Source organism: Kitasatospora setae KM-6054 (genome assembly GCF_000269985.1).
GTDB classification, from domain to species: Bacteria; Actinomycetota; Actinomycetes; order Streptomycetales; family Streptomycetaceae; genus Kitasatospora; species Kitasatospora setae.
This window is the reverse complement of sequence record NC_016109.1, coordinates 898604-913465: the sequence shown is the minus strand read 5'-3', so window position 1 is coordinate 913465 and position 14862 is coordinate 898604. Positions and strand designations below refer to the sequence as shown.

The following is a 14862-nucleotide window of genomic DNA, read 5'->3' as shown; positions in this document are numbered from 1 at the left end:
CCCAGCCGGCCCGGTGTGGTTGGGTGTCGGACCATGGACGAGCAGCGGGCGGTGACGGTCGAGCGGGCCGGGCGGATCGAGGACGGGGCCTGCCGGCACCTGCTGCTCTGGCGGGCCGGACCGGGCTGGCGGATGGCCGGGTCGGGCGTCCTCGGCGGCGGGCTCGGCGAGCGGCACTGGGTGCTGAACGCGCAGGTCCGGGCCGGGTACGGGCGGATGGACCCGGCCGGGCACCTGGCCGAACTGGCCGCCGCGCAGGGCCTGACCGGGCCCGGCATGGGCCTGATGACAGCCGCCGAGGTCGACGCCTGCACTTGGGCCGAGGACGGCGGCGTCACCGCGCTGGCCACCACCGGCATCGGCGTCCCGACCTGGGCCGCCGCGCCCGAACCGGCCGCCGCCTACGCGCCCGGCACCATCAACGTGCTGGCCGTGGTGCCCGCCCCGGTCTCCGACGCCGGACTGGTCAACCTGCTGACCACCGCCACCGAGGCGAAGGTCCAGGCGCTGCTGGAGGCCGGGTACGACTGCTCCGGCACGCCCTCCGACGCGCTGTGCGTCGCCGTCCGGGCCGCCCGCCCCGGCGAGCCGGCCGAGCCGTTCGGCGGCCCCCGCTCGTCCTGGGGCTCCCGGCTGGCCCGGGCCGTGCACCGCGCCGTGCTGGCCGGGGCCCGCACCGACCGCGAGCGCCGCGCCGGCTGGGACGGGCCGCCGACCCACCCGGCGGCGCGGCCGGACTGCGCGTGCGACGACGTGCTGGGCGGCGGGTCGGGCGGCCGGCCGGGAGGCCGGCCGGCGGGGGAGCGGAGCGCGGGGGAGCCCTCGGCGGTGTGAGCGGGGCCTGTCGGCTGCGGGCGGCGGGCTTGAGGGGGGGCTCAGGTGCCCGGCAGGTGGTCCTGGTCGATGACGTAGACCCGGGTCGGGGCGGGGGCGTCGGCGCAGTGGCGGCCGAGCTTCTCCCAGCGGGACTCGGGGTTGCGCAGCGGGCGGTGGCAGCGGCGGCAGCGGACCACGGGCGCCGGGCGGCGGGCCACGGCGGTGCCGGGGATCGGGGGTTCGGTGCTGCCGTTCTGCTCGCTCACCGTTCAAGTTGACCATCGCGGGGTCGCGGTCGCGACAGGGGGGTGCCCGGCGGGTGGCCGGCGGGTGGCCGGCGACCACCAGCGTTCGTCCAGGTGATCTTCACCGGGCCGCCCGGTGCGATCGGACGACTGTTCACCGCACGTCTGCGAACAGGACATCTCCGGGGATGAACCTCCATCAGGCGAAGGCGAGGTTCCGCTTCCGCTTCCGCTCCACCAGACCACCGAAGGGGAAACCCGTGGACCTTCCCGGCTTCCGGGTGTCGCGCCGCCGGGCCGACGAGATGACCATCGCCGAGCAGTACGAGTACTGGCAGGACGTCCGCAAGGGCCTGTCCCGGCGCAGCGTGCTGCGGGCCGGCGTGTTCGGGGCCGCGGCCGTCGCCGCCGGACCGATGCTGCTCAGCCGCGCCGCGTACGCCGACACGCCCGGCTCGGCCGTGCTGCCGTTCGGCCGGCACCTCGCGTTCGGCAACGACCCGGCCACCCAGATGCGGGTCGGCTGGCAGCTGCCGTCCGCCGTCGCCAACCCCGTGCTGCGGGTGGGCACTTCGCCGACCGACCTGAGCCAGACCGTGCAGGCCGAGATCCGCAACCTGCGCAGCGACTACGGCACCGGGGCGCCGCTGGAGCAGTACTACGGGCACGCCGCGCTCGACCGGCTCGCCCCCGACACCACCTACTACTACGCGGTGGGCCACGAGGGCCTGGAGGCGGCGTCCGGCCCGGTCAACTCCTTCACCACCGGCCCGGCCGCCGGCGGCTCCGGCCGCAAGCCGTTCACCTTCACCGCGATGGGCGACCAGGGCGCCAGCGCCCAGGCCGCGCTGGAGAACGCGCAGATCACCGCGCAGAACCCGGCCTTCCACCTGCTGGCCGGCGACATCTGCTACGCCGACCCGAACGGCCAGGGCAAGCTGACCGACAGCTACAACCCGTCGGTCTGGGACAGCTACCTCAAGCAGATCGAACCGGTCGCCCAGTCCGTGCCGTGGATGGTCGCCACCGGCAACCACGACATGGAGGCCTGGTACTCGCCCAACGGCTACGGCGGCCACGCCAAGCGCCTCGACCTGCCCACCAGCGGCCCCGCCGAGTGCCCCAGCGTCTACGCCTTCACCTACGGCAACGTCGCCGTGCTGTCGCTCGACGCCAACGACGTCTCGTACGAGATCAAGGCCAACCAGGGCTACTCCGGCGGCGCGCAGACCACCTGGCTGGAGAAGACCCTCGCCGACCTGCGGGCCACCCCCGCGATCGACTTCATCATCGTGTTCTTCCACCACTGCGCCTACTCGGTGACCACCAGCCACGTCTCCGACGGCGGCGTGCGGGAGAAGTGGACCCCGCTGTTCGACAAGTACGACGTCGACCTGGTCATCAACGGCCACAACCACATGTACGAGCGCACCGACCCGATCCGCGGCGGCAAGCCGACCCGCGGCGCGGCCGTCGGCGACACCGTCAGCCCGGTCAGCGACGGCACCACCTACATCGTCGCGGGCGGCGGCGGCGCCGGCCTGTACAGCCTCCCCTCGAACGGGCCGGAGAGCTACGCGGGCAACGTCAAGGACGTCTCCGGCGTGGCCGGCGGCTACTTCGGGGCCGGCGGCAAGGTCACCGAGGCCGTCGACTGGTCGCGGGTCCGCTACCGCGGGCACAACCTGCTCGCCGTCGACGTCAAGCCCGCCGCCCCCGGCGGCACCGCCACCCTCACCGTGCGCGGCATCTCGGTCGAGGGCGCCAAGGCCGGCACCGAGATCGACCGGATCACCCTCGCCCGCACCGCCGCCACCGTCGACACCCCCGCGTTCGGCTCCGGCGCGCTGCTGGCCGGCGCCGCGCTCGCCGCCGGCGCCGGGTACGCGGGCTACGCCGGCTGGCAGAAGCACCGCAGCGGCCTCGACGTCCCCGTCGCCTGACGAACCGCGGCGCTGACGAAACGCAGCCCTGACGAACCGCAGCGCTGACGAACCGCAGCGCTGAGACCCGCGGCGCTGACGAAACGCAGCCCTGACGAACCGGAACCCTGACGCACCGATGAACGCCGCACCTCGGCGGACCCCGGCCGGGACCACCCGTCCCGGCCGGGCCCCGCAGCTCACCGTCTTCGCCGGCACCCGCCCCGAGATCGTCAAACTCGCCCCCGTCGTGCACGCCCTGCGCGCCGCCGGGGCGGACGTCCGGGTCGTCGCCACCGGCCAGCACCACGACCGGCGGATGGCCGGCGCCTTCTTCGCCGACCTCGGCGTCCCGCCGGACGCCGCCTGGGAGCTCGCCGGCGACGAGGCCGCCCGCACCGGCGGCCTGCTCGCCCACGCGCTCGCGCACTTCGCCGCGGGGCTGCGGCCCGACCTGGCGATCGTCCAGGGCGACACCTGGACGGTGCCGCTGGTCGCCCTCGCCGCCCGCCGGCACGGCGTCCCCGTCGCCCACGTCGAGGCCGGGCTGCGCTCGCGCAACCCGCTCTCGCCCGAGGAGAGCAACCGCACCGTCGCCGCCGGCCTCGCCACCCTGCACTTCGCCCCCACCGACGGCGCCCGCGACAACCTGCTGCGCGAGGGCGTCCCCGCCGACGCCGTGCACGTGGTCGGCAACACCGTCCTCGACGTGCTGCGCACCTCCGGCGTGGCCGCCGTGACGGTCGCCCGGCGGCGCGGCGTCCTGGTCACCGCGCACCGGCCCGGCACCGTCGACACGCCCGAGCGGCTGGCCGCCCTGGTGGCCACCGTCCGGGCGCTGGCGGAGGCCCACGGCCCGGTGGTGTTCCCGCTGCACCCGCGCACCGCCGACCGGCTGGCCGCACACGGCCTGCGCACCGCCCTGGAACACCCGGGAATCGACCTGCTGGAACCCCAACCGCACCGGCGGATGCTGGAGTTGACCGCCTCCTCGGCCCTGGTCGCCACCGACTCCGGCGGACTCCAGGAAGAGGCCGGCTGGTTCGGCGTCCCCGCCGTGGTGCTCCGCGAGAGCACCCCGCGCCCCGAAGGCGTCGCCCTCGGCCAGGCCGTGCTCACCGGCCTCGACCCGGACCGCGCGCTGGCCGCCGCCCGCCGACTGCTCGACCCCGCCGAACAGCACCGGATCGCCGCGCTCCGCTGCCCCTACGGAGACGGCCGCACCGGCGAACGGATCGCCCGACTCGTCCTCGACGCGCACCGGGCCGACCGGCTCGCACTGCGCGAACCCGGAGCGGCCTGATGCGGATCCTGGCGATCGGCTCGCACCCCGACGACATCGAACTCGGCTGCGGCGCCACCCTGTTGAAGGCCCGCGAGCAGGGCGCGCGGCTCGCCCTGCTGGTGCTCACCGACGGACGGCTCGGCCCCGGCGACCCCCACCTGCGCGACCGCGAACAGCAAGCCGCCGCGCGGCAGTTGGGCGCACGACTGTACCGGGGCGGTTTCCGCGACGGCGAGTTGGCGCACGACGCCGCGCTCACCCGCCGGATCGAGGACGTGCTCGCCGAGTTCCGGCCCGACCTCGTCCTCACCCACGCCCCCGCCGACTCGCACCAGGACCACCGCGCGGCCGCCCGGGCCACCGTCGCCGCCGCCCGCACCCACCCCCACCTGCTGCACTACGAAGGCCCCACCACCTTGGACTTCCAACCCACCGTCTACAGCGACGTCACCGGCCACGTGCCCGGCAAACTCGCCCTGCTGCGCCACCACCTCTCCCAGGTGGTCGGCTCCCGCCGGGTCGACCTCGACGCGCTCGCCGCCCAGGCCCGCTTCCGCGGCTTCCAGGGCCGACTGGAGGACGCCGAGGCGTTCACCGCCACCCGCAGCCTGCTCAGCCTCGGCGTCCCCGCCGCCGCCCTGCCCCGGCAGGTGACGGCGTGAGCGCCCGGACCCGCTGCCGGGGCGTGCTGCTCGACCTCGACGACACGCTCTACCCGCAGGCCGCCTTCCTCGCCGCCGCCTGGGACGCGGTCGCCGCCGCCGCGCCCGCCGACCTGCGGGCCCCGCTGCGGGCCGCGCTGGCGCGGGTCTGCGCGCGGGGCAGCGACCGGGGGCGGATCGTCGACCGGGCGCTGGAGCAACTCGGCCTCCCGGGAGACGAGTTGGCGGCAGAGCTGGTGGAGGCGTTCCGGGCGTTCCGGCCGGTGCGGCTCGACCCCTACCCCGGCGTCGCCGACCGGCTGGCCCGGCTCGCCGAGACCGTCCCGCTGGTGCTGCTCACCGACGGCAACCCCGCCCAGCAGCGCGCCAAACTCGCCGCGACCGGCCTCGCGCCGCTGCTGCCCCTGGTCGTCTGCACCGACGAGCTGCCCGGCGGCCGGGCCGCCCGCAAACCCGCCCCCGACGGCTTCCGGCGGGCGCTCGCCCTGCTCGGCCGCGACCCCGGCGGGGAACTGGCCCCCGGTGAGGTGCTGATGGTCGGCGACCGGCCGGACAAGGACGTGGCCGGCGCGGCCCGGCTGGGCATCCCGGTGATCCGGGTCCGGCAGGGCGAGTACCGCGAACGGCCGGACGAGGGGAGCGAGTTCGCCTCGGTGGCGAGCGTCGCGGAGGCGCTCGACCTGGTCCTGGAGGCGGTGTGAAGCGGCTCCGGCGGCTGCTCCGGCTGCCGTTCCGGCGGCTGCCGCTCCGGTGGCTGCTCCCGGCGGTCGCGGTGATCGGGCTGCTGTGCCGGCGCCCGGTCTGGGCGCACCACGCGCTGGCCGGGTTCCTGGCCGGGGTGTTCGGCCTCTACCTGCTGCGGCACCTGGTGCTGCTCGCCGGGGCGCTGCACGCGCGCCCCGAACCGCCGCGCCCCGCAGGGGAGTTGCCGAGCGTGACGGTGCTGGTGCCGTGCCACGACGAGGCGAAGGTCATCGACGGGCTGGTCCGGGCACTGGCCGCGCTCGACTACCCCGCCGACCGGCTGGACGTCGTCCTGGTCGACGACCGCTCCGCCGACGACACCGGCGAGCGGCTGGAGCGCGCGGCCCTGGGCCGCCCGAACTGGCGGGTGCTGCGCCGGAGCCCGGACGCGGTGGGCGGGAAGTCGGCCGCGCTGAACGAGGCGCTGGAACTCGTCCGCGGGGAGATCACCGTCGTCCTCGACGCCGACCACCAGCCCGAACCCGGCTGCCTGCGCGCCCTCGTCCGGGTCTTCGACGACCCCGGCACGGCCGCCGCGCAGGGCCGCTGCGTGGTGCGCAACCCCGGTGACGGCCTGATCGCCCGGCTGGTCGCGATCGACTACCTGTGCGGCTACCTGGTCAACATGGCCGGCCGGCGCAGCGCCTTCGGCCTCCCCGCGTACGGCGGCGCGAACTGCGCGGTGCGCACCCCGGTGCTGCGCGAACTCGGCGGCTGGAACACCGACTCCGTCACCGAGGACACCGACCTGACGCTGCGGGTCTGGCTCTCCGGCCGCCGGGTCGGCTACGCCGAGGACGCCGTCGACACCGAACTCGCCGTCACCACGCTGCGCGGCTACTGGCGCCAGCGCTACCGCTGGGCGCGCGGCCACCAGCAGGTCTGCGCCGACTACCGGGGCGCGCTGCTGCGCTCCCGGCACCTGGGCGTGCTCGGCAAGGCGGAGGCGCTGCTGTTCCTGTACCTGTACCACGTGCCGGTGCTGTGCGCGGTGGCGCTGCTGCTGGCCGGCGCCGAGGCGTCCTGGCCCGGGGCGGCGCTCACCGTGCCGCTGTGGCCGGTCGCGCCGCTGATGCTGGCCGGGCCGGTGCTGGAGATCGGCGGCGGGCTGGTCCGGGCCGGGACGCGGCGGCGCGAGGTGCTGTACCTGCTGCTGTTCCCCGCGCTGTTCGTCCTCTCCATGCTGCTGTGCACCCGCGCCCTGATCGACCGGCGGATCGGCTCCGCGTACTCCTGGGTGAAGACCGAGCGCACCGCCACGGCCCCCAACGCGGCGATCGGAGCCCGCCCGTGAAGCCCCGCCCGCCCGTGAGGCCCCGCCCGTCGGTCGGCCCGGCCCGGCCGCTCGCCCCGCTGCTGCGGGTCCTCGCCGTGATCGCCGCGACCCTCGCCCTCGGCCACTGGGCCGCCGGGCCGGTCACCCGGGCCGAGGCCGCCGCGACCGCGGCGGTCGCCCGCTGGTGCGGACTCGACATGGTCCGCCAGCTGCCCGGCACCGACCTGGTGCACGGCTTCCACGGCCACCAGCCGTTCTTCATCCGGATCAGCCCGTCCTGCTCCGCGCTCACCGTCGCCGCCGCCTGCGCGGGCGTCTCGCTGCTGATCCTCGGCGGGACGTGGCACCGCCGGCTGACCGGGGCGGCCGTCGCCGTCGCGGTGTTCGGCGCGGCGAACCTGGCCCGGCTGGTCGCGGTGCTGTGGGTCGGGCAGGGCTACGGCATCCCGGCGATGGTCGGGTTCCACGACTGGGGCGGGACGCTCTGGTCGTACCTGATGCTGCTGGTCGCGGTGCTGCTGATGGTCGCGCTGCGGATCCGGCGCGAACCGCCCTCGCCATCGGGGCCCGCGAGCGGGTCCGCGGGCGGGTCCGCGGGCGGGTTGCTGTGACGACCGATGATTCCTGCGATTCCTGGAGGCGTGTGATGGCGGTACGGGTGCTGGTGACCGGCGGCGGGGGGCCGGCCGGGGTGGTGGTGGCGCGGGAGGCGGCCCGGGCCGGGATGGTGCCGGTGGTGGGCGACGCCGACCCGGAGGGGGTGGGGCTGCACCTCGGCCACGAGGGCGTGGTGCTGCCCTCCGCCGGGGAGCCGGGGTTCGCGGCGGCGCTGCTGGACGCGGCGGTGGCGCACCGGTGCGGCGCGGTGGTGGTCACGGTCGGGGAGGAGCTGGAGCGGCTGGCCGGCCGGGAGGCGGCGTTCGCGGAGCGCGGCGTCGCGGCCTGGTTCCCGGCGCCGGAGACCGTCACCGGCTGCCTGGACAAGTGGGTGTTCGCGCGGGCGATCGGCGCCGTCGCCGCGCCCGGCACGGCGCTGGGCGGCCCGGGCGGGCTGCCGGGGCCGTGGGTGGTCAAGCCCCGGCGCGGGCGCGGCTCGCGGGACGTGCACGTGGTGACCGACCCGGCGGACTTCCCGACGCTGCTGCGGCGCGTCCCGGACCCGGTGGTGCAGACCCTGCTGCCGGGGCGGGAGTTCACCGCCGACTGCCTGATCGGCCGGGACGGCACCGTGCACGCGGCCGTCCCGCGCTGGCGGAGCCAGGTGCGCGGCGGGATCGCCACCCGGGGGACGACGTTCGCCGACCCGCGGGTGGACGTCCTGGTCGCGGAGCTGACGGCCGCGCTCGGCCTGACCGGGCTGGTCAACGTCCAGGGGTTCCTGGAGGCGGACGGCCCGGCCCGGGTGGTGGAGGTCAACCCGCGCTGCTCGGGCGGCCTGCCGATCTCGCTGGCGGCCGGCGCCGACCTGGTCGGCCAGTACCTGCGGCTGCTGCTCGGCGGCGAGGCCGACCCGGCGGCGCTGCGCTGGGAGCCGGGCGTGACGACGGCGCGCAGCTTCGCCGAGCACCGGGTGCTGGTCTGAGCGGGGGCCGGGCTGGCCCGTCCGGCCCCCGGGTTGGCCCGTCCGGCCCCCGGCGGGGGCGGGATCGGGCCACAAAAGTGGTGCGTGGAAGGTGAGTTGCACGGTGAGTCGGGCGGTGGAGGAGCAGGTCGGGGCGGTGCGGGCGGGTGGCCCGAAGTGGACGGCCATGACCAACGCTTGGTTGTCCAATGCACCTAACCCGCTTAGCGTCGTGCCGCCGACGCGGCCGTACGGGAGACGGCCCCGCCCCCGCCACCACCGGGGCGGCGCGGCGCCGGCCTCGTCCGTGGAAGGGCCACACCACGCATGTGCGGGATCACCGGATGGGTCTCGTTCGACCGGGACCTGAGCACCGAACACGCCACCCTCGCCGCGATGACCGCCACCATGGCCTGCCGCGGCCCCGACGCCGCCGGCGTCTGGCTCGACACCCACGTCGGCCTCGGCCACCGCCGGCTCGCCGTCATCGACCTCGACGGCGGCCGCCAGCCGATGGCCGCCGAGCACGACGGCCGCACCGTCCTGGTCACCACCTACAGCGGCGAGATCTACAACTACCGCGAACTGCGCGCCGAACTCCGCTCGCGCGGCCACCACTTCCGCACCGACAGCGACACCGAGGTGGCCCTGCGCGCCTACCTGGAGTGGGGCGAGTCCTTCGTCGAGCGGCTCAACGGCATGTACGCCTTCGCGCTCTGGGACCCGCGCACCGAGGAACTGCTGCTGGTCCGCGACCGGCTCGGCGTCAAACCGCTCTACTACTGGCCCACCGCCGACGGCGTGCTGTTCGGCTCCGAACCCAAGGCGATCCTGGCCCACCCCGAGGCGCACGCCGCCGTCGACGCCGAGGGCCTCGCCGAACTGCTCGCCTTCAGCAAGACACCCGGCCACGCCGTCTACCGCGGCATGCACGAGCTCAAGCCCGGCCACACCCTGCGCGTGCGCCGCGCGGGCCTGACCGAACGCCGCTACTGGGCGCTGGAGTCGTACGAGCACACCGACGACCTGCCGACCACCATCGCCACCGTCCGCGAACTGCTCGACGACATCGTCGGCCGCCAGCTGATCGCCGACGTGCCGCTCTGCACCCTGCTCTCCGGCGGCCTCGACTCCTCGGTGATCACCGCGCTCGCCGCCCGCGGCCTGGCCGACGCCGGACAGGGTCCGGTCCGCTCGTTCGCCGTCGACTTCGCCCGCCAGGCCGAGAACTTCACCCCCGACGCGCTGCGCCCCACCCTGGACGGCCCCTACGCGCACGCGCTCGCCGCGCACGTCGGCGCCGACCACCGCGACATCGTGCTCGACACCGCCGACCTGATCGACCGCGCCAACCGGGACGCCGTCCTCGCCGCCCGCGACCTGCCGCTCGGCCTCGGCGAAGGCGACACCTCGCTCTACCTGCTGTTCAAGGCCGTCCGCGAACACTCCACCGTCGCCCTCTCCGGCGAGTCCGCCGACGAGGTGTTCGGCGGCTACCTGTGGTTCCACGACCCCGCCGCCGTCGCCCACGACGGCTTCCCCTGGATGTACCTGATCGCCAAGGGCTTCTCCAGCGGCGCCAGCCGCCTCGGCCCGCACTCGCTGCTCGAACCCGGCCTGCTCGCCGCGCTCGACCTCCCCGGCTACCGCGACACCCGCTACCGCGAGGCGCTCGCCGAAGTCCCCCGGCTCGCCGGCGAGGAGGGCCACGAACGCCGGATGCGCGAGATCAGCCACCTGCACCTGACCCGCTTCGTCCAACAACTGCTCGACCGCAAGGACCGCACCTCGATGGCCGTCGGCCTGGAGGTCCGCGTCCCGTTCTGCGACCACCGCCTCGTCCAGTACGTCTTCAACACCCCCTGGGCGATGAAGAACTTCGACGGCCGGGAGAAGTCCCTGCTGCGCGCCGCCGCCCGCGACGTCCTCCCCGAAGCCGTCGCCCAACGCGTCAAGAGCCCCTACCCCTCCACCCAGGACCCCCGCTACGCCGAGGCCCTGCGCGGCGAACTGCGCACCCTGCTCGCCGACCCCGCCGCCCCCGCCCACGACCTGCTCGACCTCACCGCCGCCACCACCGCCGTCGCCGACGCCGCCGGCCCCGACCTGCGCAACGCCGGCGAGACCGTCCTGCTGCTGGACGGCTGGCTGCGCCGACACCGGGTCGACCTGAAGCTCTGACACCCCGGGGGCGCCCCGCCGGGCCGGCCCGGCGGGGCCGGTCAGCCGCAGGCGGGGCGGTAGGGGAGGGTGGGCAGCAGGCGCCGCCACTCGGCGGGGGGCAGTGGGGCGTGCACGACGGCGCAGGCCGCGGTGGTGGCGGCGGCGGGGTCGAGGGTCCAGACCGGGGCGGTGCCGTCGTCGCCGCCGAGCAGGGCGCGTCCGTCGGAGAGGAAGGCGAGGCCGCCGAAGGACCGGGCCGGGCCGGTCAGGGTGACCGGGGCCGACGGGGCCGTCGCGGACCACACCAGCAGGCGGCCCTCGTGGGTGGCGCCGGCGATCGAGCGGCCGTCCGGGCTGAAGGCCAGGCCCAGCAGGGTGTCCTCGGCGGTGGTCCGCTCGCCCTCGTCCTGCGGTCGGCCGGTGCCGGTGTCCCAGAGGCGGATCAGCCGGTCGTTGCCCGCCGTGGCGAGCAGTCGGCCGTCCGGGCTGAGCGCGACCCGGCGGACCAGGTCCTGGTGCAGGAGGTCGCTCTTCTCCATCGCGGGGTCCGGGGACGCGAGATCGAGCAAACCGACCCGCGGCGAGTCGTGGGCGCAGGCCAGCCGGGTGCCGTCGGGAAGGAAGACCATCGACTGGACGTGGTCGTGCCGGTCGCGCCAGCGCAGCCGCAGCGGCGTGCCGTCCGGGGCGCCGGCCAGCACGTCCCCGCCCGTCGTGCTGACAGCCAGCGCCGAGCCGTCCGGGCTCAGCGCGGCGGCCTCCGGCACGCCGTCGACCCGCTGGACTGCCCGCACCGAACCGTCCGCCGGATCGCGGACCAGGACCGACCCGTCCGCCAGCAGCTCGACCAGGGTGCGGCCGGCCCGGTCGAAGGCCAGCGCGGCGACGGGCACGCCGGACGGCACCCCGTCCGGCGTGCCCGTCGCGATCGGGCGCGGCTCCGGGCCCGCGACGTCCCAGAGCGCCAGCCGCCCGTCCGCGGTGCCGACCGCCGCCCGGTCCCCGGCCGCCGCGACGGCGGTGACCGGCGGGCGGCCCGGGGCCGGCGCCAGGTCGGTGCCGCGCCGCAGGTCCCAGAGCAGCACGGTGCCGGTCGGGGCGCTGATCCCCGCCGAGGTGACGACCGTCCGGCCGTCGCGGCCGATCGCCGCCCCCAGCACGAACGTCGGGTGGCCGCGCAGCTCGGCGGTGACCCGGCCGGTCGGCACGTCCCAGGCCAGCGCGCGGCCGTCGGCACCCGCCGAGACCAGGGTCGTGCCGTCCGGGGTCAGCGCCAGCGCGTTGACCGCGCCGCCGTGTCGGGGCGGCAGGTCGCTCACCGACCAGTCGGGCCGGGAGCCGGGGGAGTCGGGGGAGTCGGGGTCGGTGGCCGGGGGCCGCCAGAGCCGGATGCCGCCCCGCTCGTCGCCGACCGTCAGCAGCCGCCCGTCCGCCGCGAAGGCCAGCGAGCGCGGGGTCGGGGCATGCGCGGCGAGCAGCGCCGGGGCGCCGCCGGCGGCGGTCGGCGGGGCGTCCAGGTCGCGGAGCAGCACGCCGCCGTCGCTGTCGGCGGAGGCCAGCAGATGGCCCGGGCCGAAAGCCAGGCCCTGGATCGCCCCGGTGTGCTCCAGCAGGGTGCGCACCGGCGGGGCGGCGCCCGCGTCCGTCCGCCACACCCAGACCCGGCCCGGCAGGTCCGGGTCGCCGCTGCCCGCCGCGAGCAGCGCGCCGTCCGCGCTGAACGCCAGCCGCTTGGCCGAGGTCGGCTTCCCGGTGATGCTCGGCGGCATCACCGGGGAGGGCAGCGGCGCCCGGTCGGCGACCCGCCAGAGCAGGACGTGCCGGTCCTTGTCGTTGGTGAGGGTGACGGCCAGCACCGTGCCGTCCGGGCTGAACTCCACGTCCTGCACCGGGTGCCGGACCTCGCCCTGCAGCTCGGCGACCGGCGCGGTGGTGCGGGCGTCCCACAGCGAGACCCGGCCCTGCGCGTCGCCGGTGGCCACCAGCCGGCCGTCCGGGCTGAGCGCCAGCCCGTTGACGCCCCAGCGGAAACCCGGGATCCGGCCGGTCAGGTACTGCGCCTGGGTGCTCAGCACCGCGTCGTCGGCGGCCCGGCGCAGCTCCGGCACCCCGGCGTCGGCCGTCCGGTGGGCCTCCACCGACCAGAGCAGCGTCGCGAACGGGTTGCGGGCCGTGCCGAGCCGCGCGTCGGTGAGCAGGGTCAGCGCGGTCCGGCCCCGCTCGGCCGCCGTCGCGCGCCCGTGCTCCTGCCACAGCAGCCCGCCGGCCAGCCCGGCCGCGACCAGCACCAGCGCCAGCAGGCCCGCCAGCTGCCGTCGGGCGCGCAGCCGGCGCCGCTCTGTCCGCTGTTGCCGCTCCGCCCTGGCCACCGACGCGGCCAGGAACTCCCGTTCGACGGGCGTCAGTTCGGCCTCGCCGCCGGCCGCCGCCCAGTCCCGGGCGCCCGCCAGCCGACTGCCCCGGTACAGCAGCGCGTCCTCCTGCCCCGAACCCGCCCAGTGCCCGGCGTCCTGGGCCAACTGCTGGTGGGTCAGCAGCCCCGAGCGGCTCTCCTCGATCCAGCCGCGCAGCCGCGGCCAGGCCCGCAGCAGCGCCTCGTGCGAGAGCGCCGCCCCGCTGCCGTCCAGGGTGACCAGCCGGTCGGCCGCGAAGGACGCCAGCACCGCCGCGACCCGCCCCGGCTCGGCGTCCACCTCGGCCAGCCGGTCGAGTTCGGCGTGCCGCCGGGACGCCTGCCCGTCCGGCCCCAGGTGCACCAGCCGCAGCAGCACCCGGCGGGCCGTCGCCCGGGACGGCTCGTCCAACCGCGACCAGGCCCGCTCGGCGGTCAGCGCCACCGAACCGCGCAGCCCGCCGATCGCCCGGTAGCCCGCCAGCGACAGCGAACGCCCCGCCCGCTGCTGCCACACCGCGCGCAGGGTGTGCGCCAGCAGCGGCAGCGACCCCGGGTCGGCGGCCCGCGCGTCCGGTCCGCCGTGCGCGCCCAGATCGGCCAACAGGACGTCCAACAGGCCCGGTTCGAGCTCCAGTCGGGCCGTCCGGGCCGGCGCCGTGATCGCCTCGCCCAGCTCCTCCGCGCTCATCGGCCCCAGCGCGAACTGGCCCCGCCGCACCGCCCGCAGCATCCCCTCGTGCGCCAGCAACTCCCCGTACAGGTCGGCTCGCACCCCCAGCACCACCAGCCGCGACCCGTCCGGGCCGCCCTCCCGGCACAACCGGTCCAGGAACGACCGCCGCTCCTCCGGATCCGCGCACAGCGTGAACAGTTCCTCGGCCTGGTCGACCACCCAGACCGGCGCGGTCCCCGCCGCGACCGCCGCCAGCCGCTCCGACGGCTCGGCACCCGGCGCGAACACCTCGGCCGCCGCCGGCCCCAGCGCCGGCAACAGCCCGCGCCGCAGCGCCGGAGCCAGCCCCGCCCGCAGCAGCGAGGACTTCCCCGCGCCCGACGGGCCCACCACCACGACCGGACCGCCCCGGTCCGACCACCGCTCGCCGAGCAGCGCCAGCAACTCGGCCCTGGCCCGGTCACGGCCGTGGAACCAGCGCTCGTCCTCCGCCCGGAAACACGCCAGCCCCGGGTACGGGCACTGGCCGCGCACCGCCAACTCCGCCAGCGCGCCGCCGGTGCGCAACTCCCGGTCACAGGCCCGGGCGAACGCGGCGGTCGCCGGCTTGTCACCGTTCTCGACCTTGCTGATGTGGCTCTTGTCGTAGTGCACCAGCGCCGCCAGCTCGGCCTGCGACAGCCCGGCCGCCCGCCGCCGCTCGCGCAGCGCCGGGCCGAAGCCGGCCTCTTGACCGTCCGGCCGTTCCGGCTGTTCCGGCCGCGTCTGTCGTTCCGGTCGTGCCGGTCGTTCCTGGTGGTGCCTCTGCTGCCCGCTCTGCTCCGGGACCCGCTGTCGGTTGCGCTCCGTGTCCACCTGCCGCCCCTGTTCCGCTCGCCTCCCGGCAACGTAGAGGAGGCGGACCCGGCCCGGACCCGTTCGTCGCCCCGGGTCGCCCGAAAGAGCGAAGCCGCAGCTCGGAGGGGTTGTCGAGGTGCCCGCCGACGGCGACAACAGTCAACCGGTGTGCGCCCCCCGGCCGCCGGGCCATGCTTTCACCGGAGCCGATCACCGGCCGCTCCCGCCGCCGGACCCGACGCTCCGTCACCACCCGCCCCCCACCGCCAGGCCGCCTGTCGGC

General features: G+C 76.6%; 11 protein-coding genes. 9 read left to right on the top strand and 2 right to left on the bottom strand.

Features of this window, described 5'->3' with window-relative positions; translation table 11 throughout:
* Positions 1 to 33: 33 nt before the first annotated feature.
* The gene (locus tag KSE_RS03945) at positions 34 to 834 is read left to right on the top strand and encodes an adenosylcobinamide amidohydrolase (RefSeq protein ID WP_033259033.1); all 801 of its coding nucleotides are present in this window, start codon (positions 34 to 36) and stop codon (positions 832 to 834) included.
* A gap of 41 nt (positions 835 to 875) precedes the next feature.
* Here the strand turns inward: KSE_RS03945 and KSE_RS03940 are convergent, their stop codons facing one another.
* Positions 876 to 1082, bottom strand: coding sequence for a DUF6011 domain-containing protein (locus KSE_RS03940; protein ID WP_014133977.1), 207 nt, complete (start codon positions 1080 to 1082; stop codon positions 876 to 878).
* 239 nt (positions 1083 to 1321) lie between these two features.
* Between KSE_RS03940 and KSE_RS03935 the strand changes: the two genes are divergently transcribed.
* The 8 genes from KSE_RS03935 (at position 1322) to asnB (ending at position 10692) form a co-directional block, all read left to right on the top strand.
* On the top strand, positions 1322 to 3004 hold the full coding sequence (locus tag KSE_RS03935) for a purple acid phosphatase family protein (protein ID WP_331457810.1): 1683 nt from the start codon (positions 1322 to 1324) through the stop codon (positions 3002 to 3004).
* A gap of 118 nt (positions 3005 to 3122) precedes the next feature.
* A complete protein-coding gene (wecB, locus tag KSE_RS03930; RefSeq protein ID WP_014133975.1) occupies positions 3123 to 4286 on the top strand; it encodes a non-hydrolyzing UDP-N-acetylglucosamine 2-epimerase in 1164 nt (387 codons plus the stop codon).
* Positions 4286 to 4930: a PIG-L deacetylase family protein gene (locus tag KSE_RS03925; protein ID WP_014133974.1), complete on the top strand. Its 645-nt coding sequence runs from the start codon at positions 4286 to 4288 to the stop codon at positions 4928 to 4930. Before wecB ends, KSE_RS03925 begins: the two co-directional genes overlap by 1 nt.
* Positions 4927 to 5631: an HAD family hydrolase gene (locus KSE_RS03920; protein ID WP_014133973.1), complete on the top strand. Its 705-nt coding sequence runs from the start codon at positions 4927 to 4929 to the stop codon at positions 5629 to 5631. The genes KSE_RS03925 and KSE_RS03920 overlap by 4 nt, the downstream gene beginning before the upstream one ends.
* A complete protein-coding gene (locus KSE_RS03915) occupies positions 5628 to 6968 on the top strand; it encodes a glycosyltransferase (protein ID WP_014133972.1) in 1341 nt (446 codons plus the stop codon). The genes KSE_RS03920 and KSE_RS03915 overlap by 4 nt, the downstream gene beginning before the upstream one ends.
* A 14-nt stretch (positions 6969 to 6982) precedes the next feature.
* Positions 6983 to 7561, top strand: coding sequence for an exosortase/archaeosortase family protein (locus KSE_RS03910; protein ID WP_014133971.1), 579 nt, complete (start codon positions 6983 to 6985; stop codon positions 7559 to 7561).
* Between the two features lie 35 nt (positions 7562 to 7596).
* Complete coding sequence (locus KSE_RS03905; protein ID WP_014133970.1) at positions 7597 to 8532, top strand: ATP-grasp domain-containing protein; 936 nt, start codon at positions 7597 to 7599, stop codon at positions 8530 to 8532.
* Positions 8533 to 8838: 306 nt separating this feature from the next.
* The gene (asnB, locus tag KSE_RS03900) at positions 8839 to 10692 is read left to right on the top strand and encodes an asparagine synthase (glutamine-hydrolyzing) (protein ID WP_014133969.1); all 1854 of its coding nucleotides are present in this window, start codon (positions 8839 to 8841) and stop codon (positions 10690 to 10692) included.
* A gap of 41 nt (positions 10693 to 10733) precedes the next feature.
* Here the strand turns inward: asnB and KSE_RS45600 are convergent, their stop codons facing one another.
* On the bottom strand, positions 10734 to 14597 hold the full coding sequence (locus tag KSE_RS45600; protein ID WP_014133968.1) for an nSTAND1 domain-containing NTPase: 3864 nt from the start codon (positions 14595 to 14597) through the stop codon (positions 10734 to 10736).
* Positions 14598 to 14862 lie beyond the last annotated feature (265 nt).